This window comes from Marinifilum flexuosum (assembly GCF_003610555.1).
In the GTDB taxonomy this organism is placed as follows: Bacteria; Bacteroidota; Bacteroidia; order Bacteroidales; family Marinifilaceae; genus Marinifilum; species Marinifilum flexuosum.
In genome coordinates this window covers 628,765-654,903 of record NZ_RAPQ01000010.1, presented here as the reverse complement: position 1 = coordinate 654,903, position 26,139 = coordinate 628,765, and the positions used below count along the sequence as shown (strand labels likewise).

16 protein-coding genes are annotated in these 26,139 nt (G+C 34.4%); 13 read left to right on the top strand and 3 right to left on the bottom strand.

Going from position 1 to position 26,139, the window contains the following annotated elements; genetic code table 11:
- Nucleotides 1-21: 21 nt before the first annotated feature.
- From BXY64_RS15930 to BXY64_RS15875, 12 genes are all read left to right on the top strand, one after another.
- Nucleotides 22-1,194, top strand: coding sequence for a C1 family peptidase (locus BXY64_RS15930; protein WP_120240964.1), 1,173 nt, complete (start codon nt 22-24; stop codon nt 1,192-1,194).
- Nucleotides 1,195-1,346: 152 nt separating this feature from the next.
- Nucleotides 1,347-1,901, top strand: a complete 555-nt coding sequence (locus BXY64_RS15925; protein ID WP_120240963.1) for an RNA polymerase sigma-70 factor — start codon at nt 1,347-1,349, stop codon at nt 1,899-1,901.
- A gap of 97 nt (nt 1,902-1,998) precedes the next feature.
- A complete protein-coding gene (locus BXY64_RS15920; protein WP_170150685.1) occupies nt 1,999-3,159 on the top strand; it encodes a FecR family protein in 1,161 nt (386 codons plus the stop codon).
- A gap of 122 nt (nt 3,160-3,281) precedes the next feature.
- Nucleotides 3,282-6,911 (top strand): SusC/RagA family TonB-linked outer membrane protein, encoded by a 3,630-nt coding sequence (locus tag BXY64_RS15915; RefSeq protein ID WP_120240961.1) that lies wholly within the window; start codon nt 3,282-3,284, stop codon nt 6,909-6,911.
- Between the two features lie 21 nt (nt 6,912-6,932).
- Nucleotides 6,933-8,354, top strand: a complete 1,422-nt coding sequence (locus BXY64_RS15910) for a RagB/SusD family nutrient uptake outer membrane protein (RefSeq protein WP_120240960.1) — start codon at nt 6,933-6,935, stop codon at nt 8,352-8,354.
- 2 nt (nt 8,355-8,356) lie between these two features.
- Complete coding sequence (locus tag BXY64_RS15905; RefSeq protein WP_120240959.1) at nt 8,357-9,265, top strand: substrate import-associated zinc metallohydrolase lipoprotein; 909 nt, start codon at nt 8,357-8,359, stop codon at nt 9,263-9,265.
- Nucleotides 9,266-9,354: 89 nt separating this feature from the next.
- Nucleotides 9,355-10,368: a GntR family transcriptional regulator gene (locus BXY64_RS15900; protein WP_120240958.1), complete on the top strand. Its 1,014-nt coding sequence runs from the start codon at nt 9,355-9,357 to the stop codon at nt 10,366-10,368.
- 129 nt (nt 10,369-10,497) lie between these two features.
- Nucleotides 10,498-11,661 carry a galactokinase gene (locus BXY64_RS15895; protein WP_120240957.1) on the top strand — a complete coding sequence of 388 codons (1,164 nt, stop codon included), beginning with the start codon at nt 10,498-10,500 and terminating at the stop codon, nt 11,659-11,661.
- A gap of 17 nt (nt 11,662-11,678) precedes the next feature.
- Nucleotides 11,679-12,725, top strand: a complete 1,047-nt coding sequence (locus BXY64_RS15890; protein WP_120241041.1) for a UDP-glucose--hexose-1-phosphate uridylyltransferase — start codon at nt 11,679-11,681, stop codon at nt 12,723-12,725.
- Nucleotides 12,726-12,812: 87 nt separating this feature from the next.
- Nucleotides 12,813-14,474 carry a sodium/sugar symporter gene (locus BXY64_RS15885; protein WP_120240956.1) on the top strand — a complete coding sequence of 554 codons (1,662 nt, stop codon included), beginning with the start codon at nt 12,813-12,815 and terminating at the stop codon, nt 14,472-14,474.
- Between the two features lie 78 nt (nt 14,475-14,552).
- On the top strand, nt 14,553-15,569 hold the full coding sequence (gene galE, locus BXY64_RS15880) for a UDP-glucose 4-epimerase GalE (RefSeq protein ID WP_120240955.1): 1,017 nt from the start codon (nt 14,553-14,555) through the stop codon (nt 15,567-15,569).
- A 25-nt stretch (nt 15,570-15,594) separates the two neighbouring features.
- Complete coding sequence (locus BXY64_RS15875) at nt 15,595-16,602, top strand: aldose epimerase family protein (protein ID WP_120240954.1); 1,008 nt, start codon at nt 15,595-15,597, stop codon at nt 16,600-16,602.
- 511 nt (nt 16,603-17,113) lie between these two features.
- On the opposite strand, the gene BXY64_RS15865 is transcribed toward BXY64_RS15875, so the two are convergent.
- The 3 genes from BXY64_RS15865 to BXY64_RS15855 all read right to left on the bottom strand — a co-directional run bounded on the left by BXY64_RS15865 (nt 17,114) and on the right by BXY64_RS15855 (nt 24,573).
- Nucleotides 17,114-18,097: a LuxE/PaaK family acyltransferase gene (locus BXY64_RS15865; protein WP_120240952.1), complete on the bottom strand. Its 984-nt coding sequence runs from the start codon at nt 18,095-18,097 to the stop codon at nt 17,114-17,116.
- Between the two features lie 132 nt (nt 18,098-18,229).
- On the bottom strand, nt 18,230-23,248 hold the full coding sequence (locus BXY64_RS15860; RefSeq protein ID WP_120240951.1) for a tandem-95 repeat protein: 5,019 nt from the start codon (nt 23,246-23,248) through the stop codon (nt 18,230-18,232).
- A 137-nt stretch (nt 23,249-23,385) separates the two neighbouring features.
- Nucleotides 23,386-24,573 (bottom strand): phosphoglycerate kinase, encoded by a 1,188-nt coding sequence (locus tag BXY64_RS15855; RefSeq protein WP_110362087.1) that lies wholly within the window; start codon nt 24,571-24,573, stop codon nt 23,386-23,388.
- Nucleotides 24,574-24,924: 351 nt separating this feature from the next.
- On the opposite strand from BXY64_RS15855, the gene BXY64_RS15850 reads away from it, so the two are divergent.
- Nucleotides 24,925-26,049, top strand: coding sequence for a DNA polymerase III subunit (locus BXY64_RS15850; RefSeq protein ID WP_120240950.1), 1,125 nt, complete (start codon nt 24,925-24,927; stop codon nt 26,047-26,049).
- Nucleotides 26,050-26,139: the final 90 nt, after the last annotated feature.

Here is a 26,139-nt window from a genome sequence, read left to right as displayed (position 1 = left end):
TTTAAACTTAAACACAAACAAATGAATAAATTACTTCTTACACTATTGTTGGTTAGTGGTTTGCATGTGACAAATGCACAGGAGCAACAAGATGAAAAGAAATTTACTACTGTTGCAGAAGTAAAAACGACACCAGTTAAAAACCAACAAAGTACTGGTACTTGTTGGAGCTTTGCAACTACTTCGTTTATTGAAACGGAATTGTTAAGAATGGGAGCTCCCGAAATGGATTTATCTGAAATGTATATTGTACGTGAAGCTTATTCAAAAAAAGCAAAACGATATTTTAGATTGCATGGAAAAGGTAACTTTAGTGAGGGTGGACAAGCTCATGATGTAATTAATGTTGTAAAAACTCATGGATTTGTACCGGAAACAATCTATTCAGGCAATCAATATGAGGGAGATTTTCACATTCATAGAGAAATGGTAAAATCTACAAAGGCAATGTTGGATGAAATTGTAAAGAACCCTAATAAAAAAATAACACCGGTTTGGTTTGCAACGGTAAATGGGGTTTTGGATACTTATATGGGAAAACTACCGGAGTCTTTCGAGTACAACGGAAAAGAGTATACTCCGCAAGAATTTGCCAAAGAAGTTGGATTTAACTCTTCGGATTATGTAGAGCTTACATCTTACAATCACCATCCTTTTTATTCAAAAATTAATCTTGAAATTCCAGACAATTGGTCAGATGATTTATATTATAATCTGCCAATCGGTGAATTGATGGAGGTTATGAATCACGCCTTAGAGAATGGATATTCTGTTTGTTGGGATGGTGATGTGAGTGAAAAAGGATTTTCACATAGAAAAGGATATGCTGTTTTGCCTGCTGTTAAAGAAACTGATATGAGTAATTCTGAAATAGCAAAATGGGAAGATGGAGTTGAGAATAATACTGAAAAGCCTAAAGGAAACACCAATGAGCCTAAAGTAACGCAAGGGTTGCGCCAGAAAACTTTTGATAATTTCCAGACAACTGATGATCATTTGATGCATTTAACGGGTATTGTAAAGGATCAAAATGGAACGCTTTATTATAAGACAAAAAATTCTTGGGCCGATGATAGTAATAAATTTGGCGGATATTTGAACATGAGTGAAGCATACGTTAAATTGAAAACAGTTGCTATTATGGTACATAAAGATGCTTTACCAAAGCATTTAAAGAAAAAATTAAACTTATAAAAGATGTCTTATCGTTAAAAGGGTGTCTGTTTTAGACACCCTTTTTTCATTGTATAACATGCTATTTAATTGATTTATCTAATCTAAAATATACAATTATTGAAATCTGAAATTATTTTATAATATTGTCTGTCCATTTGTAAAAAGAACCTATGCCAACAACTGCCAACATATCCATCGAAAAATTCAGGAGTGGAAGCCAATCTGCTTTTAAGAATTTGTACGATAAATATTATGAGGCATTATTTTTATTTGGTCAGAAATATGTGACCAATAGCGATGTTGTTGAAGATTTAGTCCAAGAGAGTTTTATAAAGGTATGGGAAAAAAAATCTTCCTTTTATCATGAAGCACCACTCAAAGCCTTTTTATATAAAACAGTTCGTAATTCTTGTTTAAACTATCTAGATCACCAGAAAGTTGAAAGAAATTATGAAGCTCAGACGAAGACTGATGTTTTGAGTGAGGATTATTTTTTAAACAATGTTATTGAAGAGGAAGTGAAAAGAATCATTGCAGATACAGTTGGAAAACTTCCAGAATCGGCGAGAGCTATTTACTTATTGGGTTTAAAAGGGCTTAAAAATGCAGAAATTGCAGAAGACCTGAATATTTCTATAAATACGGTGAAAACTCAAAAACAAAGAGCTAGTAAGTTTTTGAAAGAAAATTTAAAAGATTTATTTACGATACTGATGTTTTTGTAAAATATATCTAGTAATTACGACGGTGACAAAATTTAAAATGTTTGTCACCCTTTTTTTGAGAGAAACTGTTATAGTACATGTAAATGCAAAAATGAAGATGAAGGATTTAAATTCAGGATTTAAAATTGCTGATTTAATCGTTAAACGGTTGGAGGATCGATTAACTGATGAGGAATGTCAGTACCTGGAGGAATGGAAGCAAGCTAATGAAGAAAATTCGATTCTATTCCAAAAGCTTTCAATGAATCCCGAAAAGCAATATTTGGAAAGAGAATCAAAATTGGAGAAATCCAATAAAAAAGCAAATTGGGATAAAATTCAGGCTAAAATTAAAAAAGGAAAAGTTAGAAAGTTAAATATGAACTTTCTAAAAATTGCTGCAGTACTTATTCTTACAATAGGTTCTACTCTCTTCTTTTCAAATTTATTGGATAATAACGTTTCAAGTGTTATAAACCCGGGAAAACAACAAGCTATATTGATAACTAGTGATGGTGAAAGATATCAGCTGGATGAAGAAGTTATAATTAAAGAAGGTGATGTATTTATTTCAAATAAAACTCAGGAATTAATTTATCAGAAAAAATCAAATATTACCAAATCACAATTAACCTATAATACAATTATTATTCCCAAAGGGGGGGAATATAAGTTGACACTAATGGATGGAACCAGAATATGGCTTAATTCCAATTCGAAACTACGGTTTCCATCAGAATTTGGATCGGGGATAAGAAAAGTTGAGCTTAAAGGGGAAGCCTTCTTTGAAGTTGCTAAGGATTCTGTTCATCCATTTGTCGTCAACGCTAATAAAGCACAGGTTAAAGTACTTGGTACATCATTTAATGTTAACGCCTATTTAGATTTAAATGAAATTGTAACCACTTTAGTTGAAGGTAAAGTTGAAGTTAGTGATACTTTATTTGGAAACAAGGTGAAATTGTTGCCAAACGAACAATATCGCTTTAATAAATCGAATGGGAAAACATTAAAGCAGGTAGTTGATACTGAAATTTATACTGCTTGGAAAGATGGTAGGTTTGTTTTTGAAAATGAAAGTTTGGAAGATATAATGATTAGACTTTCAAGGTGGTACAATGTAGAGGTGTCCTTTTTAAACGAATCTGTTAAAGAATTAAGATTTTCGGGAGATCTGACAAGATACGATAATATCGATCAAATATTAGAGTTAATTGAGGTTACACAAAAAGTGAAGTTCACAATTAAGGATAGAGCCCTTTGGGTTGAAGAAGTGTAAAAAAAACCGAGATTTGCTGCTACAAATCTCGGTTAAAGCCAATAAACACCACTATCGCTAGAAGTGTAATACTAACCAAATCACAACTCAAAAATATTAAAAAAAATCGGAATTAGAGGTTTATGCAGAAAAGAAAAGAGTTTTTTGCAATAAGACTCCTGTTTTTCTTCTTTCTATTTGTGTGTTTTGGACTAAAATCTAAAGCATTTCCACAAGAGGAAAGGTTAGAGTTGCGAATGAAAGGTGTAAGTTTGATTGAAGTAATGTCTGAGATCAAAGAAAAAACAAATTATACATTTTTGTATAATGTTGATGATATTAAGAAAGTTCGCAATATTAATCTTACTGGCATTCCTAAAAGTGTAAGGGAAATTCTACAAGAATGTCTAATCGGATCTGGGTTGGCATATGAAATACGCGATAAGGTAATTATAATTAAGCCTGATCCCAATGTAAATGGTGCGGATTCTGAACTTCATAAAACGATTAAAAAAGTAAAAAACCTTTATGGGTATGTTACCGATAATAAGGGAACGATGTTACCAGGAGTATCTGTTCTGATAAAAGGAACTTATTTTGGTACATCGACTGATATTAATGGTAATTACTCTCTTATTATAGCTAATGATCCTAATATAATATTGGTATTTTCGTTTATTGGGATGAAAACCAAGGAGGTAAGTGTTGGTGAATTGGAAAAAATCAATGTTGAGTTGTTTCCGTCTGATGAAAGACTTAGAGAAGTGTTGGTTACTACAGGTTTTCAGAAAATTGACAGAAATTTATTTACCGGATCTGCCAATAAATTAAATCAAATTGATATTGCTTTAAATGGAATTTCAGATGTTAGCCGATCTCTGCAGGGGCATATATCTGGAGTGCAAGTAGATAATATTTCTGGAACCTTTGGGATATCTCCTATTGTTCGAATTAGAGGAAAAGCCTCCATTAATGGTAGTAACAAGCCTCTTTGGGTTGTTGATGGTGTAGTTCAGGAAGATATTATAGAGTTGACCAATAATGACTTAACTTCAGGTAATCTTTCTACGGTTTTGAGTTCAGGTGTTGTAGGTTTAAATCCTGATGATATTGAATCATTTCAGATATTGAAAGATGCTTCGGCTACAGCATTGTATGGTGCAAAAGCAATGAATGGAGTAATTGTAATCACTACCAAAAAAGGAAAAACAGGAAAATTAAAAGTTACATATTCAGGAAGTGCTATTATAAGACAAAAGCCTAATTATTCACAATTCGATATATTATCTTCTGATGAGGAAATGGAAGTTTATGAAGAGTTGTATGATAAAGGTTGGATTGATATTGCCAAAGCTTCATCAGCAGCAAATCATGGAGCCATGAGTAAAATGTTTTATGAGATTGCTAACAATAATGTAAGCTGGGGACCCGATGGGGGGTTGAATTATCAGTTTTTATCAAAGTATGCCAATTCAAATACCGATTGGTTTGATGTTTTGTTTCGAAATTCCTTATCGCAACAACATTCATTTAGTATTTCTGGAGGATCAGATAAATCAAGGTTTTATACCTCTATCGGATATTATAATGATGAAGGACAAACTTTAGCTGATGAGGTTAAGAACTATACTACATTGGTAAAAGGAGATTTTGATGTTTCGAAGCGACTGAAATTGGGATTTAAAGTATCAGGGAATATTAGAGATCAAAAATTGCCAGGATCTCAGGATAGAAAATTTGAACCAATTGATGGACTTTATGAGCGTAATTTTGATGTAAACCCCTATAACTATGCACTATATACCAGTAGAAGTATTAGGCCTTATAATGAGAATGGTAATTTAGAGTATTTTAGAAGGAATTATGCCCCTTTCAATATTTTGTATGAGTTGGATCACAATTATGTGAATGTAGATGTGGATGATATTTTATTTCAGGGCGAGGTGCAGTTTGCAATTACTTCTAAATTGAGATTTAGATCTACTTTTCAAGGGCGCTGGGTAAATACCTTACGTGAGCAAAAGATTCATGAAACATCAAATCATGCTGAAGCATATAGAGCTGATGCTCCCTTGTTTGTAAATAGAAATAGTTTTCTTTTTGATGATCCTGATCATCCGGAAAAAGAGCCGTATTCGGTTTTAAAGCAGGGAGGGTTTTATAACACCACTAAAAATTCATTAACAGGTTATTTTATCAGAAATATAGTGGATTGGAATTTAAAATCAGACCAGGATCATATTGTTAACTTGTTGTTTGGACAAGAAATAAGATATACAAATAGAAAGGAAACCCACCATGAGATTTGGGGGTATTTATACGATAAGGGAGGGATTAGTATTACCGATCCAATGGTTGTAAAATATCTAAAATTTCGTGATCAAACAGATTATTACAGAAGGAAAGAAAAGTACAGGTTTGCAGGAGTATTTTTAACTGGAGCATATTCTTTCAAAGGGAAATACATTTTGAACTCTACTTTTAGGTTCGATGGAGATAATCGACAAGGGAAAAATAGTGATTCAAGGTATCTGCCTACATGGAATGTTAGTGGGGCTTGGAATGTTCATGGTGAGAATTTTATGAAGTCAATTGGTTTTGTAGATCGCTTAAAGTTAAAGGCAACATATGGATTGTCTGGAGATAATGGAATTGGAGCGAGTCCCTCTCTAATTTTAAAAGCAGGAGAACCATTGAGACCGAATGATGAGGATGGAGAAGGTGTGTTATATATAGATGAGCTGGCCAATAAAAACCTTACCTGGGAAAAACTATATGAATTTAATTTAGGTATTGAGTTAGAAGTATTAAATGGAAGATTTTATACTGATATCGAGTATTTCAGAAGAAGATCTAAAGATTTACTTGGTTTTGTGACAACAACTGGTGTTGGAGGAATAAGAAAGAAGTATGGTAATGTTGGCGAAATGAGAATTAATGGAATTGAATTTACACTTAGCTCTCAAAATGTTAAAACTAAAAACTTCAATTGGGATACACGTTTTACTTTTAGTTATGCCAAGGATAAAATTACCAAATACTATGATGAACCTAGAATTGCTGATGCCATTCAATCGCTGGGAACAAATTTTGAAGGTTATTCTTCCAATAGTTTATTTTCTATCCCATTTGCAGGATTAGATGACAATGGAGTTCCTCAGTTTTTTGGGCCCAATGGTAAAAATATTCAAAAGCTTAATTTACAGAAGAGAATAGATATTTTAAAATATCTGAAATATGAAGGACCAACGACACCTAAAGGTTTTGGAGGTTTGGAGAACATTTTTCATTACAAAAATTGGACATTTTCAATTGGCTTAAATTATCGATTTGGAAATAAAATCAGGCTTGAAGATGCATTCAGTGACAGATATGATGATTATTCAAGCCTACCAGGAAGGCTTAAGAATCGTTGGAAAAAAGCCGGTGATGAGAATAGAACTAATATTCCGGTAATATTAACAAGATGGAAATCTGAAGAATTAAATGATAATGGATTAAATCCATATCAACTTTATAATAAAAGTACTGCTCGTGTTGCAGATGGAAGTTTTGTAAGACTTAAAAATATTGGCGTAGTATACCAATTGCCTCAAACTTGGTTAAATTCAATGAATTTGAGTTCGGCAAGTTTAAAATTTCAGGCCTATAATATTGCCTTGCTTTATTCGGATAAAAAGTTAAATGGAGTTGATCCTGAGTTTTTTCAATCAGGAGGAATTTCACTTCCAATGTCCAGAACTTATAGTTTTTCTGTTAACTTAGCTTTCTAAGTTTAAACTGATTGCTCTATCATGAACAGACTTTTTGGCATATTACTTATAACTGTACTTTCGATTTCTTGTGATTCCTATCTCGATGAAAACCCAGATGATAGAAAGGAGTTGCAAACAGTTAAAGATATTGCCAAGTTAGTTGCTAATTCGTATAATGAGAGCACATATCTTTTTATTGAATGGATGACGGACAATGTGTCGGCCATTCCTGATAATACCCAAAAAGACCATATGACTGAAGCTTTTCAATGGATTTCAATGGATTCTTATGAAGCTCAGGAGTCTACCACTTATTTTTGGGAAAATACATATTATGCAATAGCTCATTGCAATGAAGCATTGGCTGTTATAGATAAAGTTTCAGGAGATGATGATCATAGATCTGTTGTGAGAGCTGAAGCATTAATTTCTAGAGCTTATAATCATTTTTTACTCGTGAATGTTTTTTCAAAACATTATAGAGGTGAAACATCGGAAGATGATCTTGGTATTCCGTATGTAGAAGTAGTAGAGGATGGACTGTTTGAGAATTACTCAAGGGGATCGGTTAAACAGGTTTACGATAAAATCGAAAGAGATTTAATTACAGGACTTTCATTGTTAAAGGATGATTATTTTATTGGATCAAAAAAATATCATTTCACAAGAAAAGCAGCTTATGCATTTGCTGCAAGATTTTATCTTTATAAGAAAGATTATTCAAATAGTTTAAAGTATTGTAATTTGGTTCTCGATGATAATCCCAATGATTATGTGAGGGACTTATTTAAAATTTATCAAGGGACTACTTTTGATGAAATGGCAGCTAAAAATTCCAATGTAAAAGAAAAATCCAATTTAATTGCAATAAGAAAAGAATCATTCTATGCCAGGGCTAATTATGGTTACAGGAGTGATAAAAAGATTTTTATTGAACTTTTTAATGATAATATTCAGGAAGAATTAGATGTTAGGGATCAGAGATGGAGTTATAGAACTGGAGCTATTGTTGTTCCAAAGTACCATGAACTGTTCCGCTATACAACTTCTAATACAGGATTTCCCTATTTTATTCAAAGTGAACTAAAAGGAGAAGAGGTGCTTTTGAATAGAATGGAGTGTTACATTATGCAAGGAGAATATGAAATTGCATTACATGATTATCATATCCTGGCGGCAAAGAGATATATGGAAGGAGGAAAATTGGATTTGAATAAGATTAAAGAGCATTATTCTTTGTCTGATGCACAAAATGCTATGAAACTTTTTTTATTGGATGAAAGAAGAAAGGAGTTTTTAGATGAAGGATTGAGATGGTTTGATATTAAAAGATTCGAACTTTCGATTAAGCATAAAGATATTCAGGGCAATACTTTTCAACTTATCCCAAATGATATAAGAACTGCAATACAAATACCACAATCTGCCATAGTAAATGGTTTAAAGCCTAACCCAAGATAGTGATGAAATACAAGAACTTTAATATTGCACTTTTTTTAATTGGTATTGTAATGGCAATATTAATTATAGCCTGCAATAAATCAGAGGATGTCGAATATAAAGGACCTGATATAAAATTGTCTGATCATCCAAATGATGTTTATATCAGGGAGAATATTCTTGAAAAATATGGAACTGCAATAAGGTGGGAGTGGGATCCGCGGTTTTTAAATAAAGATCAAAATGCAGATCCGATTAAAGAAGATTTGGTGATTCCAGTTACTAAATTGATAGATGAGCTTTGGGTAAAACCTTTTCTTGTATTGTCTGATGAATCAAAATTATTTATACAGGAATATATGCCTAAAGAGTTGGTATACATAGGATCATATATTTATGAAAGCGAAGGCGAAAGAATGTTGGGGTATGCCGAAAATGGTGCCAGGGTAATTTTAATAAATTTAAATGCTTTTGATTTGGATGATCGAATTTGGTTAGAAAATCAATTGATAACAATGCATCATGAATTTTCCCATATTGTTCATCAAAAGAAAGGATTACCCAATGGGTTCAATAGCATTTCACCTTTAGGATATATTGGAGAAGGTTGGAGAAATGGAGTATCATTATCAGATGCAATTAGGCGAGGGATGGTGAGTGCTTACGGTACGAAAAATCAATTTGAAGATTTTGCTCAACTAACCTCTCACTTTTTAGTTCAGGATACAGTATATTTTAATTCAACCTACCTAAAAGATTGGAATTGTGAGGATTTTTCCGATCCTAATTCATGTATGGAATTAAATAATGGGAAGGAATTAATTAGAAGAAAGTTGGAATTGATTAGGAAGTTTTATTCAGAAGATTTTAGTATTGATATTGATGTGTTAAGAGATACAATTCAAAGTAGAATGTCAGCTTACAAAAATTAATATAGAATCTTTCAGTCACCATACTGGTGCGTATCAGTTGGGAATTTGTTACCTTTGTATTTATACGCATGTAAATAAATACACTTAAGATGCCTTCTAAAATATTTAATGTAACTACTGATTCGGGCATTCCGAAATATAAACAACTTATTAACTCATTGCTGCAATCTATTGATAAAGGGCTTGTAAATGTTGGGGATAAGATACCTTCGATTAATGCAATTTGTAAAGAATTTGGTTTATCCAGAGATACTGTTCTTGTTGCATATAATGAGTTAAAAATTCGTGGTGTTATATCTTCAGTTCCTGGTAAGGGTTACTACCTGGCAAGTACTTCAACTCGTTTCAAAAAGAACATCTTTCTTCTTTTCGAAGAATTTAATGTCTTTAAAGAGATATTATACAATTCCTTTATTGAGAATTTAGGTGATAAGGCAAATGTTGATATTTATTTCCATCACTTTAATCGTAAAGTTTTTAAAGAATTAATTGATAATAATAATGGCAAGTACACATCATATATAATTATGCCTGCAAAGTTTAATGATGCGTATAATGTGTTGCAACAGTTGCCTGAAAATGAAGTTTATATACTCGATCAGACTAATGCTGCGTTAAAAAAACATTACCCTGCTGTTTATCAGAATTTTGAAGAGGATGTATTTTGCGCATTGGAATCAGGACTGAACCTGTTGGAAAAATATAAAAAAATCTATTTTGTTTATCCTGGAGGAAAAGAACCAATAGGACAATTAAAAGGTTTTAAAAAGTTTGCTACTCATTATCAGGAACAGTGGGAATTTGAAGTAATTGAAACTCTAGAAAGTCATAAAATTAAAAAAGGTGAGGTTTATATAGTTCCTAATGATAATGATTTGGTTACACTTGTAAAGGAAGCAAAATCTGAGAAATTAAAAATAGGTTCAGATCTAGGTATAATTTCTTATAATGATACACCATTAAAAGAAGTAGTCGCCGATGGGATTACTACAATTAGTACAGATTTTAAAGAAATGGGGCAGATTCTGGCAGATATGGTACTGCATTCTAAGAAAGAACTGATTGAAAATCAGTCAAAATTAATAAGGAGAAACTCCCTGTAAAAGAAAAGATATAACTTAAAATTAAAGCTTTGATTCTATTGAGTCAGAGCTTTTATTTTTTAGATCTTTTGCATTTAAATAAAAAAAGAATAACTTTACCGACCAGTACCAACCAGTAAGTAAAATAATATGCAAATTAATGAATTAAAAATAGCGTTTGAGAAATTTTACGGGAAGGGAGATTGTCATGTGTATTTTTCTCCAGGTCGTGTGAACCTAATTGGTGAGCACACAGATTATAATGGCGGATTTGTTTTTCCATGTGCATTATCATTTGGAACCTATTGTTTAATTCGTAAATCAAAAAATAATTATTTTCAATTTAGATCTTTGAATCAGGATAAGGTCTACAAAATTGGATTTGATAAATTAACAGAACCTCTTGAAAAAGGCAATTGGGTAAATTACGTAATAGGAGTAATTGCTCAATTTAAAAAAGACGGTTTGGAACCAAATTGTGGTGCCGATGTTCTCTTTTGGGGAAATGTGCCCAATGGTGCAGGTTTATCATCTTCGGCTTCTTTAGAGGTTGTTACAGGAGTAGCAATTAACGAAGAATATAATTTTGGCAAAGATCAGTTGAGTATTGTGAAATATAGTCAAAAAGCTGAGCATGAATTTGCTGGTGTAATGTGTGGTATAATGGATCAATTTGCATCTGGAATGGGACAGAAAGATCACGCCATATATTTGAATTGTGATAATCTTGAGTACGAATTAGTGCCTGTAAATTTAGATGGTACTAAAATAGTTATTGGAAACACCAATAGTCCACATAGTTTGGATGAAGGAAAATACAATGAACGAGTTGCTGAATGTCAGGCAGCTGTTGAGGCAATCAACCCCTCCAGAAAGATTGCTAATTTAGGTGAATTGTGCCTGACAGAATTCAACTCATTAGAAAACCTGATAGATGATAAGGTGATCAGAAGAAGAGCGCATCATGTGGTTAGCGAAATTGAAAGAACAAAGAAAGCTGTAGTAGAACTTAAAAAAGGAAACCTAAAAGAGTTTGGTCAGTTAATGAATGGTTCTCACGATTCACTTCGTGATGATTATGAGGTAACAGGTCATGAATTGGATACTATGGTTGAAGCAGCAAGAAAGATTGAAGGAACTATTGGTTCCAGAATGACAGGAGGTGGTTTTGGAGGATCAACTGTTAGCCTGGTAAAAGATGAGTATGTTGAAGAGTTTATTGAGAGAGTAGGAAAGGAATATACCGAGAAGACAGGTATTGTTGGAGAGTTTTATGTTGCTGAAATCGGTGACGGAGGAAAAAGAATAGAATAATCAAGAAAATGTTCCAGATGGCGAAATTTGATTACATTGAAAATCCACATCGTAGATATAATCCATTAACGGGGGAGTGGATATTAGTATCACCTCACAGGTCGAAAAGACCATGGCAAGGTCAGGTTGAAAAAGTAGTTGAGGAGAAAAGACCTGAATATGATTCACAATGTTATTTGTGCCCGACTAACGAAAGAGTTGGCGGAGAAAAGAATCCAAACTATGAGGATGTTTATTCATTTCAGAATGATTTTAGTGCTTTATTGCAAGATACTCCTGAGGGAGAATTCTCAGATGGTGATTTGTTTAAAGCCGAAAGTGAATCCGGAATTTGTAAGGTAATTTGCTTTAGTCCAAACCATAGCCTTACAGTTCCTGAAATGAAAGTAGAAAATATCCGTAAGGTAGTTGATCTTTGGAGCAAGGAGTATAAGGAATTGGGAGACAGAGAGGATATTGGCTATGTGCAGATATTTGAGAACAAAGGTTCCATTATGGGATGCTCTAATCCACATCCTCACGGGCAAATTTGGGCTTCTAAACTGGTGCCTCTGGAGACTTCAAAAGAATCTGAAAATCAATTGGCCTATTTCGAAAAACATGGAAGAACCATGTTGTCTGATTATTTAAAATCGGAACTCGAGAAAAAAGAAAGAATTTTGGTTGAGAATAATTCTTTTGTAGCTTTAGTACCGTTTTGGGCAGTTTGGCCTTTCGAAACAATGATTATAAGTAAACGAGAGGTGTCGAATCTATTGGAATTGACTGATGAGGAAAAAACAGATTTGGCTGATGTTTACAAGAAATTAACGACTATGTATGACAACTTGTTTGAGGTGTCGTTTGCATATTCTGCAGGATTACATCAAGCTCCAACAGATGGAGAAGAACATCCTGAGTGGCATTTACACATGCATTTCTATCCACCTTTGTTACGCTCGGCTAGTGTTAAGAAATTTATGGTAGGATACGAAATGCTGGGTACGCCACAACGCGATATTACTGCCGAAGGTGCAGCGAAAAGATTGAGAGAACTATCAAAAATACATTATAAATTGAGGTAATAATCAGGTTGAAATGGATATAGGGAGAAAATATTTACTCTGCCTAAAGCTTCCAAATAACTTTAACCTCAACTAAAATCAAATACAATGGCTAATACATTTTCTTTTCTCGATTATGTGATTTTTATCGTTTACGGTATTGTAATCGTTGGAGTAGGTTTATGGGTGTCGCGTGATAAAGAAGGGCATCAAAAAAATGCAGATGATTATTTTTTAGCTTCAAAATCTTTGCCTTGGTGGGCAATTGGGGCTTCATTAATTGCTGCAAATATTTCCGCAGAGCAATTCATAGGAATGTCCGGATCTGGTTTTGCAATTGGGTTGGCAATTGCTTCTTATGAGTGGATGGCTGCTTTAACTTTAATTATTGTAGGTAAATACTTTCTGCCAATTTTCATTGAGAAAGGATTATATACGATTCCTGAATTTGTAGAGAAACGTTATTCAAAAAACCTTAAAACCATTTTGGCTGTTTTCTGGATTGCATTGTATGTATTTGTAAATCTTACCTCCGTATTGTATTTGGGAGCTTTGGCTTTAGAAACCATCATGGGTATTCCAATGATTTATGGTGTATTAGGATTGGCTTTGTTTGCAGCTAGTTATTCGCTTTATGGTGGTCTTTCTGCAGTTGCATGGACTGATGTAATTCAGGTTGTTTTCTTGATTTTAGGAGGATTGGTAACTACTTATCTTGCATTAGATACTGTTTCAGGAGGAGAAGGTGTACTTGCCGGGTTTAAGCACATCTATGAAGCTGCTCCAGATTCTTTCCATATGATTTTAGATAAAGCTCACGATCAATATAAAAACCTTCCGGGACTTGGAGTAATTGTTGGTGGAATGTGGGTTGCTAACCTTTATTATTGGGGCTTCAACCAGTATATTATTCAAAGAACTTTAGCAGCTAAGTCATTGCAAGAATCTCAAAGAGGGATTGTATTTGCCGGATTCTTGAAGTTAATCATTCCTTTGATTGTTGTAATACCTGGAATTGCTGCATATGTAATGGTGAATGATGGAACAATTATGACATCTTTAGGAGATGCAGCTCAAAATAATATTCCAACAATGGAATCTGCAGATAAAGCGTATCCATGGTTGTTGCAATTTTTACCAACAGGTTTAAAAGGTGTGGCGTTTGCAGCATTGGCAGCGGCTATTGTATCGTCATTAGCATCTATGCTAAACTCTACATCAACCATTTTTACAATGGATATTTACAAACCGTATTTTAATCCTAATGCAAGTGATAAACAAACGGTAAATACTGGTAGAATTTCTGCGGCAGTTGCATTATTAATTGCAGGATGTATTGCTCCTCAATTAGCAGGTTTGGATCAGGCTTTCCAATTTATTCAGGAATACACAGGAGTAGTTAGTCCAGGTATCCTGGCCGTATTTATGTTGGGATTATTCTGGAAAAAATCAACAAACAAAGGTGCTATTGCAGGGGTGTTGGCATCTATTCCAATTGCCATGTATTTTAAAGTGGCTCCTAATGGATGGGTAGCTGGTACAAGTCTCGAATCTATATTTGTTAATGTTCCATTTATGGATCAAATGGGTTATACAGCAGTTCTTTCAGCATTGGTTATCATTTTGGTTAGCCACCTACAGAATAAGGGTGCTGATGATGAAAAAGGTATAGAGATTAGCAGAAAAACATTTGCAACAGGTAAGGTATTTAATATTGTTGCTTACACCATTTGCATTTTATTGGTTGCTTTGTACGCAATCTTCTGGTAGAGAAAATAAAACAAAATATTGCGATGACACACTTGCTCAATTAAGTGTGTCATTGTTGTAAAGTATCAAACTATAAGGATGAAAAAAAAGGTTTTAGTTACTGGAGGAACTGGTTATATAGGTTCTCACACTGTTGTAGAATTGCAAAATAGCGGATTCGAAGTTGTAATTGCTGATAATCTCTCAAATTCAAAGATTGAAGTTTTGGATGGAATCGAAGCTATTTCTGGCATTCGTCCAGTATTCGAGCAAATCGATTTAAGTGTAGAGAGTGAATGTAATGAGTTCTTTAAAAAGCATAGTGGAATTGATGCCATTATTCACTTTGCAGCATCAAAAGCTGTTGGCGAATCGGTTGAAAAACCTTTGTTGTATTATCGCAACAACCTTAACTCGTTGATGAATATTTTGGAAGGGATGAAAGAGAATAATATTCAAAATTTGGTTTTCTCATCATCATGTACAGTTTATGGACAACCTGATAAACTGCCCGTAACTGAATCGACTCCACGAAAAGAGGCTGAGTCTCCTTATGGAAATACAAAGTCAATTTGTGAAGATATTATTCGAGACACAACAAAAGCTCATCCTGAACTGAAGGGAATTGCTCTAAGATATTTTAATCCAATTGGAGCACATCCAAGCTCAAAAATTGGGGAATTGCCATTGGGTGTTCCTAATAACCTTATTCCTTTCTTAACACAAACAGTGGCAGGCATTCGCCCAGAACTTAGTGTTTTCGGAAATGATTACAACACAACTGACGGATCGTGCATAAGAGATTACATTAATGTGGTAGATTTGGCTAAAGCACATGTGGTAGCCATTGAGCGTTTGTTGCAAGATAAGAATACATCGAACTACGAATATTTTAATGTTGGAACAGGATCTGGTGTTTCTGTACTTGAAATTATAGAATCATTCGAAAGATCAACAGGTGAGAAAGTTCCTCATAAAATAGTTGGAAGAAGAGCTGGAGATATAGAGCAGATTTATGCAGATACTTCATATTCTAATAGAGAGTTGGGATGGCAATCGGAAAAAAGTCTTGATGAAACTTTGCTTTCGGCCTGGAATTGGCAAAAAACATTGTAAGGTTTCGCAATATTAAAAGATAATCATGCAGGTTTATACACTCAAAAATAAAAGTATAGAGATTGATTTTATTGCTCGTGGCGGTCAAATCATTTCAATTAAAGTTCCTGATGCAAAAGGCAATGTTGCCGATGTTGTGGTGGGGTACGATACCATTGAGGAAACCCTTAATGGCGATGCGTATTTTGGCGCCCTTTGTGGTCGTTATGCCAACCGCATTGTAAATGGCGAATTTGAAATTGAGGGAGAAAAATTTCAATTGGATTGTAATAATGAAACCAACCATTTGCATGGAGGTGTTGATGGATTCAATCGAAGAAATTGGAAGGTAAGTGCTGTTGAAATTGATAGATATGTACAGGCCTATCAATTAAGCCTAGTTAGTGAAGATGGCGATCAGAATTATCCGGGCAAATTGGAGGTTTCAGTAATATACGGATTGACAGATGATAATCAATTCGTTATTGCTTATGAAGCACAAACATCAAAGTCAACAGTAATTAATTTAACAAGTCATCCTTATTTCAATTTGAATGGTGCAGGCAATGGATCGGCAATGAATCATGAGTTGCTATTAAATGCCTCAAACTATACACCTATTTCTGCGGAATTGGGAACTACATCTGGAGATATCGTATTGGTAAAGGATACGCCATTCGATTTTACAAATACAAAAACAGTAGAATCAGCATGCAAAACAGATCATGAGCAAATCAGGATGTTTGATGGTATTGATCACAATTTTGTTTTGGATGATTTCGATGGAACGATAAAGCTGGCAGGAGTGCTTTCAGATCCGGAATCGGGACGAAAAATGGAAGTTTATACCGATCAGCCAGGTATTCAAATTTACACAGGTGCTCATTTCGATGGCTCGGAAATAGGTAAAAAAGGAGCACCAATTATACAGTGTGCAGGGCTTGCTATGGAAACGCAGATTTTTCCAAATTCTCCAAACTATGAGCACTTCCCGAATGCAATTTTAAGGCCAGGGGAGAAGTATAAGCATGTATGTATTTATAAGTTTTGCTAAAGATTTGCATCAGATAAAATCTGATGTTGCTTAAAGATAAAAAGTAGTTATAACAGACTAGATTCCTTTTGTAAAGGATACTTTTAACATCAAACAGAGTTGGTTTACATTCATTTTAACCTCTGTTTGGTGTTTTTTTATTTACTGATTTTAAGGGTTAATAGATTAACTATAATTTTTTGCTTTAGGAAGGGGTATTTTTGAGTTTTTAATGGGTTGAGGATTGAAATTCATGCCTTTTTTGGAAAATAGCATGAGTTTAATATTGATTTTCAAGTCTTGAAGTTTGAATTTGATGGGTTTATCATCGACAATCAAACCTTTAGTTTTGAATTTGATCAATTTAGCTTTGATTTTCAATCTTAGAAGCATGAAAAATGAGCTTTTAGCTGTGAAATTCTATCCTAAAGGAGAGAAAATCATAGGTAAAAGGATGCTGATCAAGCTTTAAGTATTGTTTTTCGATCTTTGAGTAAAATAGATCAAGTCTTCTGTGGTGTGAAAATCTGATTTATTCGTTTACAAGAAGATTGCAACCACGAATATCAGAATGATCGAATCGACCAAGAATTTCAAATTTTCCATCTTCGTGGATTTTACCAAGATCTTGAGTTTCGATAAACGAGCAAGAATGAACATTGGCCAAATCGATCACATTCACACCCCCAGTTCTACCTGTTTTTTCATAGCTGAATGGATCGTAAGCATCACGAATCATGATTTTCATCCAATTGGGAGTCTGGAATAGGCTCTGACCTTTTGAGTATGCCTGCGAAAGCAATTCTGTCATTCCATACTCAGAATGGATTTCATTCACACCTAATCGGGAACAAAGAAATGCATGCAACTCTTCACGGGTAATTTCTTTTCTTCTTCCTTTCATGCCACCAGTCTCCATGATGATTACATCGGAAAGGTCTAGGGTATATTTTTCAGCCAAATCAAGTAAAGCAAAGCTAACCCCAAGAAGCAGAATTTTTTGATTTGATTTCTTCAAATCAGCAATGCATTCAATCAATTCTTCATGATTGTGCAGGTAGAATCCACTTTTAGCATGCTTGCTATCTTTAATCAGGTGTTCCATCATGTAGATTAAGGATGAACCTTCGCGCTCCAAATAAGAAGGAAGCAAAGCTAGAACACAATAATCTGTTATTGGCCCATAAAAATCCTCGAAACCTTTCTTAAAGCTCTTTTCATAAATACTGATATCTGGAACAAAGTGTCTGCTGGTTAAGTTGCCAGTTGTTCCACTACTGGTAAAGATTTCTTTAGCAGGATTGTTGGAAGAAACCACCTTTCTCGATTTAAAAAACTCTATGGGAAGAAAAGGAATCTCTGTAAGCTTAGTGATTTGATTAAAATCCTTTTTCAAATATTGAAGATATTCACGATACACCTCATTATTTTCCGCTTGATAACGAAAAATTTCCAGTGCTACTTGTTTAAATTCAAGTTCATTGTTTATCGAAAATATCTTGTTCTTCCAGTTCATTTAATCTTTTTTCTAAAATGTTAAAGCTGCAAATTTAATTCATTTTTATTTGGCTTTTTGTTCTTATTCAAAACTAATATGCTCTTTCCGAGTAGTAGTAATATTACTTCTCAAAAAAAGCATATTTGTTATTTATTCCTGGAAAAATATTCCGATTGGAAGTGGAGTGGCAAATATTGTCATTGTAATTTCACTACTTTGTGCAGAGCAACCTAAATTATCAAATGCTTCAACTTTTACTTTATCACCATTAACAAGAGTGTTTATAGTAAATGTATTTCCTGTAACACCTGAACTTTGTTCTACATTGTTTACATAGAATTTGTAGGTGTAATTTGGATTGCCATTTGATGCATTGGCAGTAAAGATAAGTTCGTTTCCTTCACATGCCTGACTTCCCGAAGGTCCTGAAATTGTAGCACTTAAATTTGATGTGACACTTATTTGTACAATGTGAGTAGTAATATTGTTGTGAATATCTTCAGCAGTCCAAGTTACATTTGTAATTCCTATGGGGAATGATTTTCCATTAAGGCTTGTCCCTCCACCATCGTAGTTGTGTGTAAGTGATTGAATTCCACAATTATCTGTTGCTGTAACATCAAAGGCTGTACCGCTAACCAGATATTCACATCCTGTGGTGTTAGGATTTAAGTTACGATTTAAAGTGTTATTCAAAGCTGGCTTTTCATCATCTGTTACTGTAACTGAAAAACTGGATTGAACGGGAGTATTTCCTGAAGCATCAGTATATTCATAAGTTACCGTAGTAATTCCAACCGGAAAATTCGAACCGCTTGACAAACCAGAAATTAAAGTTCCACTTTGATCTCCATCACAATTATCGGTGAAAACAGGACCAGTATAATTTACTTTAGCACCGCAAATTCCTGATTCTGCTGTAATGATAATATTATCTTGTGCGGTTTTTACAGTAGGTGCGCTGTTATCAACTACAGTAATATTTGTTGAACATGTAGTACTCGATAAATCTTCATCTGTTACTGTTAATGTCACGGAAACAGTTCCTTTATCCGAGCAATCAAAAGTATTAGGAGCAACCGATAATTTTACGGTTCCACCATCATTATCATCGTTTGAGCCATTGTCAATTTCTGTAGGATCAAGTGTGTAATTCCCTGTTGCATCCAAAAAAACTGTAACACCACTCTTGCAAATTGCAACCGGAGGATCATTATCAACAGTAATATTAATGGAAACTGTTGCCTGATTTGATTCTGCACCAGAATTATCTTTGATTGTGTATGTAAAACTGTCTGCTCCTGTATAGTTATTGTTTGGAGTGTAGGTAACCTCACCGGTAATAAAGTTTTGTGATAGAGTACCATTCGAAGGACTGGTTTTGATTAGAACACTTGCCTTGTCGATTGTGTGATTTCCATCAATGTCGGAATCATTTGCCAAGACATCTATGGTAACAGCTGTATCTTCGTTTGTTGATGTGTTATCATCAACAGCTACAGGAGCTGCATCGTTATTAAAAATAACTGTTATGCTTGCACTTGCCTGAACTGCATCGCCATTTCCATCTGTAATTTCATAGGTAAATCCATCAGTTCCAAAAAATTCAGAATTTGGCATGTAAGAAAAAGTTCCGTTAGCATTCAGAGTTAATGTTCCGTTACTTACATCGCTCACAACGCTGTATGCTATTGGTAAATCGAAAAGGTTATTGTCATTAGAACTTACATCATCATCTAGTTGAGTGTCTTCTGGAGTTGAATATGTATCATTGATAGCAATTGGTAAGTCGTTAATTGGATTTACAGTAATTGTAACTGTTGCGTTTGATTGATCACCATCAATATCCTGAATGGTATAGTTAAATGTGTCTGAGCCGTTAAAATTTGGATTTGGTGTATACGAAAAGCTACCATCATTGTTAATGGTTAAACTTCCATTTGCTGGATTTGTATTACTAACAACAGTAACAGGTGGATCACCAAGTCCTAGATCATTTGTCATCACATTTTCACTTAAAGAGTCATCTTCATCTACTGAAAAATTATCGTCTCTTGCATCAGGAGTATCATCATCATCAATAATGGTTCCTGTAGCTGAGCTAATTCCAATATCAACTTTTGATGGAGGATTACCGATTTCAACTGTAAAATCTTCATTGCCTTCTTCGTCGGTATCCTGAACTGTATTAATACTAAGATTTACATTAGTTTGGTTGGCTGGAAGTGTAATAGAAGTCCATCCAGTGCCATTAAAATCGCCAGGTGACGCAGCACTTCCATTAATTGTTCGATATTGAAAGTTAATATTAGTACTTCTTACCGGACTTACGGTGATTGTAAAATCGATTGAATTTCCTTCCGTTGCTGATGCATCGGATATCGATAATGTTGGGTTTCCTTCATTATCTAGTATTGTTCCAGTAGCCGAAGTATTTCCTAATGAAGCATTATTAACCGATGAGAAGTTCACAACAAACTCTTCAGTTTGCTCATTGGCATTATCATCTTTGGTTACAAAATTTGGGAAATCAGCACTTGTCGAACCTGCAGGAATAGTAATAGTTCCTGTAGAGAATGATGTAAAACTGATAAAATCATTTTGTTTGGCATTTCCAGGACCATTACTTAAAACTATTTGATAATCAAATGTTATATCAACATCAGCAGGATGATCTAAAACTGCCTGAAATACAATGTTGGTACCTTCAATTTCACTAGCATTAGAAACTGTAATTGTTGGCAATACTTCATTATCGATAATTGAGATTGTTGCATTGGTATTTCCAGCTGCAGCATTTGATAAACTGCTTAACTGTACATTAAATGATTCATTTGATCCAGGTTCGTAGTTGTTGTCATCAATAATCGAGATACTAATGTTTTTGTTTTTTTCTCCAGGATTGAAACTGATTGTTCCAGAGTAATTGGAAGCTGAGTAATCTTCTAACTGTGTTGCAGTATTGTCAACAATATTATAGTTGGCACTCACTGTTTTACCACTTTCGGTATTTAAACTAACTTGCAAACTTACTGTTCCGGCATCTTCATTAAAAGTTTGATCATTTACCGAGATTGTTGGCAGGGCATCATTATCCTGAATGGTTGCTGTACCCGAAACAATACTTTCAACGGCTTCAACTACATTAGTAATCGATAGGGTAAAATCTTCATCATTTTCATTTAGGATATCATTTGTGATTGGTACTGAAATGTCTACAAATGAATCGCCAGAAGCAATTGTTGCTGATCCGGTAGTTGGACTAAAATCCTGACCACTGGCTGCAGTTCCAGCAGTTGTATAATAATCGAAAGTAACATCGACATTATCAGCTGCTAACCAAGGGTGAGATAGTTCAACCCTAAATACTGCATTTAAGTCAGTTCCTTCTGTTACTGTTATATTTGTTGTTGTTACCGATAAACATGGAAGAATTCTAATCTCTTTTGAAGGGAAAGATTCTGTATCTGAATCGCCACAAGGAGATAAGCCTGTTACTTTGTACCTTCCCGGACTATTCGGTTGGTAAGTTGAATTGTTTTCATCCGCTATTAGACTTCCATCCTTATACCAATTATAAGATGTAAACCCAGATGCTGTTAAAACAACATTGTCTCCACATAAGCCTTGTTCGGCAATATCAGGACTCTGATTTACCTGAGGAATATCTCCAAATCCCGAGAAGTAACCACCTCCACCAACATTTCCACTTTGCACGGCAAGCATTACATTTAATGCCCCTGTTGATGAAACTTTATAGATTTGATCTGAACCACCATTATATACCAATCTTTGAAGCTCCGATTTGGGAATATTATAGGATTCCCAATGGGTATTATTTGCTACATTTCTACGATAATTATTTACATTCTGAAGGTCAACTCCATTTAATTGTATCTGTGACCCACTTTGTGTAACCAGTTTTAGCACAGGACTAACTGTTAAACTGGAAAGTTTATCGGCATATGCAATTGTTACTTCTTTGTCAGCTGTACACTTTAAAGGGGGTATAAAACAAAGTCCGGCAGTTTGATTTTTATCTGCACCTGAAAGAGTTTGATAAACAAAAATTTTCTTGTCGGCGTTAATGTATAAGTTTTTATCTACTGAACTAATAAATTCATCATGTCCTGTAAAGTAATAACTACCAGGGGAATTCAATATTTTAGTTTTTGTAATGAGCCTATTGGACCCATTATTTCTACGTTTATTATAGTAATAAGTAACTGTAGTATTAGCTTCTGTGGCCACAATTAAAGCTCGTTCATTGTATTTAGGGCCAGTACTAACACCTTCTCCTTTAATTAGAATATACTCTTGTCCAACAACATCAGTTGGAACCAGCTGGTCAAATCCGATATCACGTCCGTTGCCTTGTGCTCGCAGATGACCGGTTGCACACCAGGAACCAGAACTTACTGCTATAGGTTTGTTTGAACTGATGTGAGTACCATTTACATGATTTAAATTTTTATTCTGATTTTTAAGCTGGTTTATACTTACCCCAATTACTACAGACTGTCCTTTCTGAAGACTTTCTGTAAATGTATTTTGAGACCTGTTTGAAAATTTAACTCGTGGATTACTAAAGGTTATATTTGTATTATTTTCAGTAGCCATAACAGAAATAAAATGACCGTTGTAGTTGTCGTAAGTTCCTGTTTCTGAGCGCATGTGTCCACTGTAAAAATCAGTCCCCAAACCAGTGGTTCCTTTGGATGTTAGTAAATCTCCTTGAGCACCAGATTTTTGTTGAATATTAACAAAGAATTTTTTTGGCCCAGATACGATTAAACCCTCGGTATCCAAAATTTGATTTAGCTGTGAAGTTCCTATGACACCTTGGGAATTAAGTCTTCTTCCTGCTGTTTGAGTAGATGAGGTATAGACAGAGAAATTTAGACTTATTTTTTTAGGCGATGTATTTGATAAACCAGTTACAGTTCTAACAAAAGTTCCATTGTTATTTGTAATTGTTACGTCAAAAGGATCGCTTTCAGTAGTGGTAAGTACCATTTGGTGATCGTCAACATCTGAACTTGATGATGTAAAAGAACACATTGGCGGAATATAGTGTAAACTGTCAACTTGTGCTTTTGATTCTTGAAACATCAAAACAAGAGACGAGGTAAGAACAATATGAAAGAGTAGAGGTAGAAATCTTTTCATGGTTACTATTTAGGGAATAATATTAAGATGCTACGAAAATTAATACAAATTGTTTAAGTTTTGTTAAGATAAAAAAAAAGCAGCCTCGAAAGACTGCTTTAAGAATCCCTGAGAAGGGAAATATTATGGATCGTTAATTACCCTCTAATAGCTGCAACACCTGGCAATTCTTTACCTTCGATGTACTCTAAAAGAGCACCACCACCAGTTGATACATAGCTTACTTTGTCAGCCAAGTTGTACTTGTTGATCGCTGCAACAGAGTCACCACCACCGATCAATGAGAAAGCACCTTTTTCAGTAGCTGTTACAATTGCATCAGCAATTGCTTTGGTTCCTTTAGCGAAAGTATCCATTTCGAATACTCCAACAGGACCATTCCAAAGAATTGTTTCTGATTCTTCGATAACTTTCTTGAAGTTTTTGATGGTTTCACCAGCAACATCTAATCCCATCCAATCAGCTGGAATTTCTGATACGTTACATTCTTTAGTGTTAGCGTCGTTAGAGAAATCGTCAGCGATTAATGCATCAACTGCCAAGTGAAGTTTTACATTGTTTGCTTCTGCTTCACTCAAAATTTCTCTTGCGATATCTAACTTATCATCTTCAACCAATGAGTTACCAATCTTACCACCCATCGATTTAACGAAAGTATAAGTCATACCACCACCAATAATCAAGTGGTCAACTTTAGGCATTAAAGTTTTAATGATATCGATTTTTGAAGATACCTTAGCACCACCCATGATTGCAGTTAAAGGACGCTTAGAGTCTTTCAATACTTTATCAACGCTTGATAACTCACCTTCCATTACGTAACCAAACATTTTGTCGTTAGGGAAGAATTTAGCGATAACAGCAGTTGAAGCGTGAGCACGGTGTGCAGTACCAAATGCATCGTTAATCCAAAGGTCAGCCAAGTCAGCTAATTTTTTAGCAAAAGCTTCGTCACCAGCTTTTTCTTCACCGTAAAAACGAAGGTTTTCCAACAATAGAACTTCACCTTCTTTTAGGTCAGCAGCCATTGTTTTAGCACTTTCACCAATACAATCATCAGCAAATTTTACATCAACACCTAATTTTGCAGAAAGGTGAGCAACGATGTGTTTCAATGAGAATTTTTCATCAACACCTTTTGGTCTACCAAGGTGAGACATCAAAATAACTGATCCGTTTCCTTCTAATACCTTTTTGATAGTTGGAAGTGCAGCACGGATACGTGTGTCATCGGTAATTTCGAACTGATCGTTCAAAGGCACATTAAAATCTACTCTGATAATCGCCTTCTTTCCTGAAAAATTGTATGAATCAATTGTTTGCATTGGAATATGTCTTTATATTTTTTTCTTCCAAACAAAGGTATGTTTTTATTCAAATTGCTGCAAAAAAGAAAGAGAAATGCTTTTAAGTGTCATGTAATCAGATGGTAATATTGTATAGGGCTTTGGCTTTGAAACGATTGCATAAATTTTTCCTTATTGCAAATTAATGGTAAAAACGTCATTTTTTTCTCAATTGACTTTGAACTTAAGCTTTAATGATAATGCTCTCCTTTATTTTTTTAACTTTGGATACCCCGATGTAACTTTGCACCATATTCGGGATTAAATGATTTTTGATCAGCAGATGAGGCTTGAACTGATCTGTTCGAAACCATTTCATATTGAAAATTCATGCAATTTAAAGATATAATTGGCCATAAAGAGGTCAAACAGCGTTTTATTCAAACCGTTAAAGAAAACAGAGTTAGCCATGCACAATTGTTGATTGGTCCCAAAGGAGTTGGGAAACTATCAATGGCAATTGCATTTGCGCAGTATGTTTCCTGTTTGGATAGAAAAGACAATGATTCGTGTGGGGTTTGTTCTTCGTGTAAAAAATACGCGAAATTGGTTCATCCCGATCTTCATTTTGTTTTTCCAGTTGTTAAAGGGAAGGGATTTACCAATCCTGTGAGCGATAATTTTGTTGAATTATGGCGTTCGCAAATTGAGAGTGATTCTTATTTTGATATTGGAGATTGGTACAGAACCCTAGGAGTGGATAACTCACAAGGGATGATCTACTCTGGTGAAAGTAATGAGATTATCAGGAAGTTAAGTCTAAAAACTTACGAATCGGATTATAAGGTAATGATCATTTGGTTGCCTGAAAAAATGCATACTTCATGTGCCAATAAACTTCTGAAAATGATTGAGGAGCCACCAGTGAAAACTTTGTTTTTTATGGTGTCGGAAGAACCTGATAAAATACTTCAAACCATATTGTCCCGAACACAGCTGATTAAAATTCCGGCAATTGATCAGGTATCATTGTCAGTAGCGGTTAAAAATGAGTTCAACCTTAACGAGCAGGAATTAAAGAATGTGGTTCGTTTATCGGAAGGAAGTTACCGTAAGGCAAGAATCCTTATTCAGAATTCAGATGAGAATGCAGAGAATTTTGAGAATTTTATAGCCATTATGAGAAGGTGTTATGCCCGTAATGTAATAGACATTATGGAATGGGCCGAGGAGATTGCGACAATTGGACGCGAACGTCAGAAAAGTTTCTTGAATTATGCGGTTAGAATGATTCGTGAGAATTTTATTTTAAACTTAAAGCAGCCTGAAATGGTTTATTTAAGTGGCGAGGAAATGAATTTTTCGAAACGCTTTTCTCCTTATATCAATGAGGATAATGTTTGGATGATTTCAGATGAGCTCTCTAAAGCTTATACTGACATTGAAAGAAATGCCAACGCGAAGATCGTTTTTCTTGATTTGGGCTTAAAACTGGTTAAATTATTACGACCGTAATCACCCAATAATTTCTCGAAATAGTTACCTTTAAAGGTTTGTAAAATAAATTAGCTAATTTTGCGGTCGATTATCGACTAATAATCAATA

Excerpts from the sequence above, each read along its gene's own strand:
- BXY64_RS15915 (WP_120240961.1), top strand. The coding sequence starts at position 3,282 with ATGCAGAAAAGAAAAGAGTTTTTTGCAATAAGACTCCTGTTTTTCTTC.
- BXY64_RS15860 (WP_120240951.1), bottom strand. The coding sequence starts at position 23,248 with ATGAAAAGATTTCTACCTCTACTCTTTCATATTGTTCTTACCTCGTCT.
- BXY64_RS15910 (WP_120240960.1), top strand. The coding sequence starts at position 6,933 with ATGAACAGACTTTTTGGCATATTACTTATAACTGTACTTTCGATTTCT.
- BXY64_RS15865 (WP_120240952.1), bottom strand. The coding sequence starts at position 18,097 with ATGAACTGGAAGAACAAGATATTTTCGATAAACAATGAACTTGAATTT.
- BXY64_RS15930 (WP_120240964.1), top strand. The coding sequence starts at position 22 with ATGAATAAATTACTTCTTACACTATTGTTGGTTAGTGGTTTGCATGTG.
- BXY64_RS15920 (WP_170150685.1), top strand. The coding sequence starts at position 1,999 with ATGAAGGATTTAAATTCAGGATTTAAAATTGCTGATTTAATCGTTAAA.
- BXY64_RS15900 (WP_120240958.1), top strand. The coding sequence starts at position 9,355 with ATGCCTTCTAAAATATTTAATGTAACTACTGATTCGGGCATTCCGAAA.
- BXY64_RS15890 (WP_120241041.1), top strand. The coding sequence starts at position 11,679 with ATGGCGAAATTTGATTACATTGAAAATCCACATCGTAGATATAATCCA.
- BXY64_RS15885 (WP_120240956.1), top strand. The coding sequence starts at position 12,813 with ATGGCTAATACATTTTCTTTTCTCGATTATGTGATTTTTATCGTTTAC.
- BXY64_RS15855 (WP_110362087.1), bottom strand. The coding sequence starts at position 24,573 with ATGCAAACAATTGATTCATACAATTTTTCAGGAAAGAAGGCGATTATC.
- galE (WP_120240955.1), top strand. The coding sequence starts at position 14,553 with ATGAAAAAAAAGGTTTTAGTTACTGGAGGAACTGGTTATATAGGTTCT.
- BXY64_RS15850 (WP_120240950.1), top strand. The coding sequence starts at position 24,925 with ATGCAATTTAAAGATATAATTGGCCATAAAGAGGTCAAACAGCGTTTT.
- BXY64_RS15925 (WP_120240963.1), top strand. The coding sequence starts at position 1,347 with ATGCCAACAACTGCCAACATATCCATCGAAAAATTCAGGAGTGGAAGC.
- BXY64_RS15875 (WP_120240954.1), top strand. The coding sequence starts at position 15,595 with ATGCAGGTTTATACACTCAAAAATAAAAGTATAGAGATTGATTTTATT.
- BXY64_RS15905 (WP_120240959.1), top strand. The coding sequence starts at position 8,357 with ATGAAATACAAGAACTTTAATATTGCACTTTTTTTAATTGGTATTGTA.
- BXY64_RS15895 (WP_120240957.1), top strand. The coding sequence starts at position 10,498 with ATGCAAATTAATGAATTAAAAATAGCGTTTGAGAAATTTTACGGGAAG.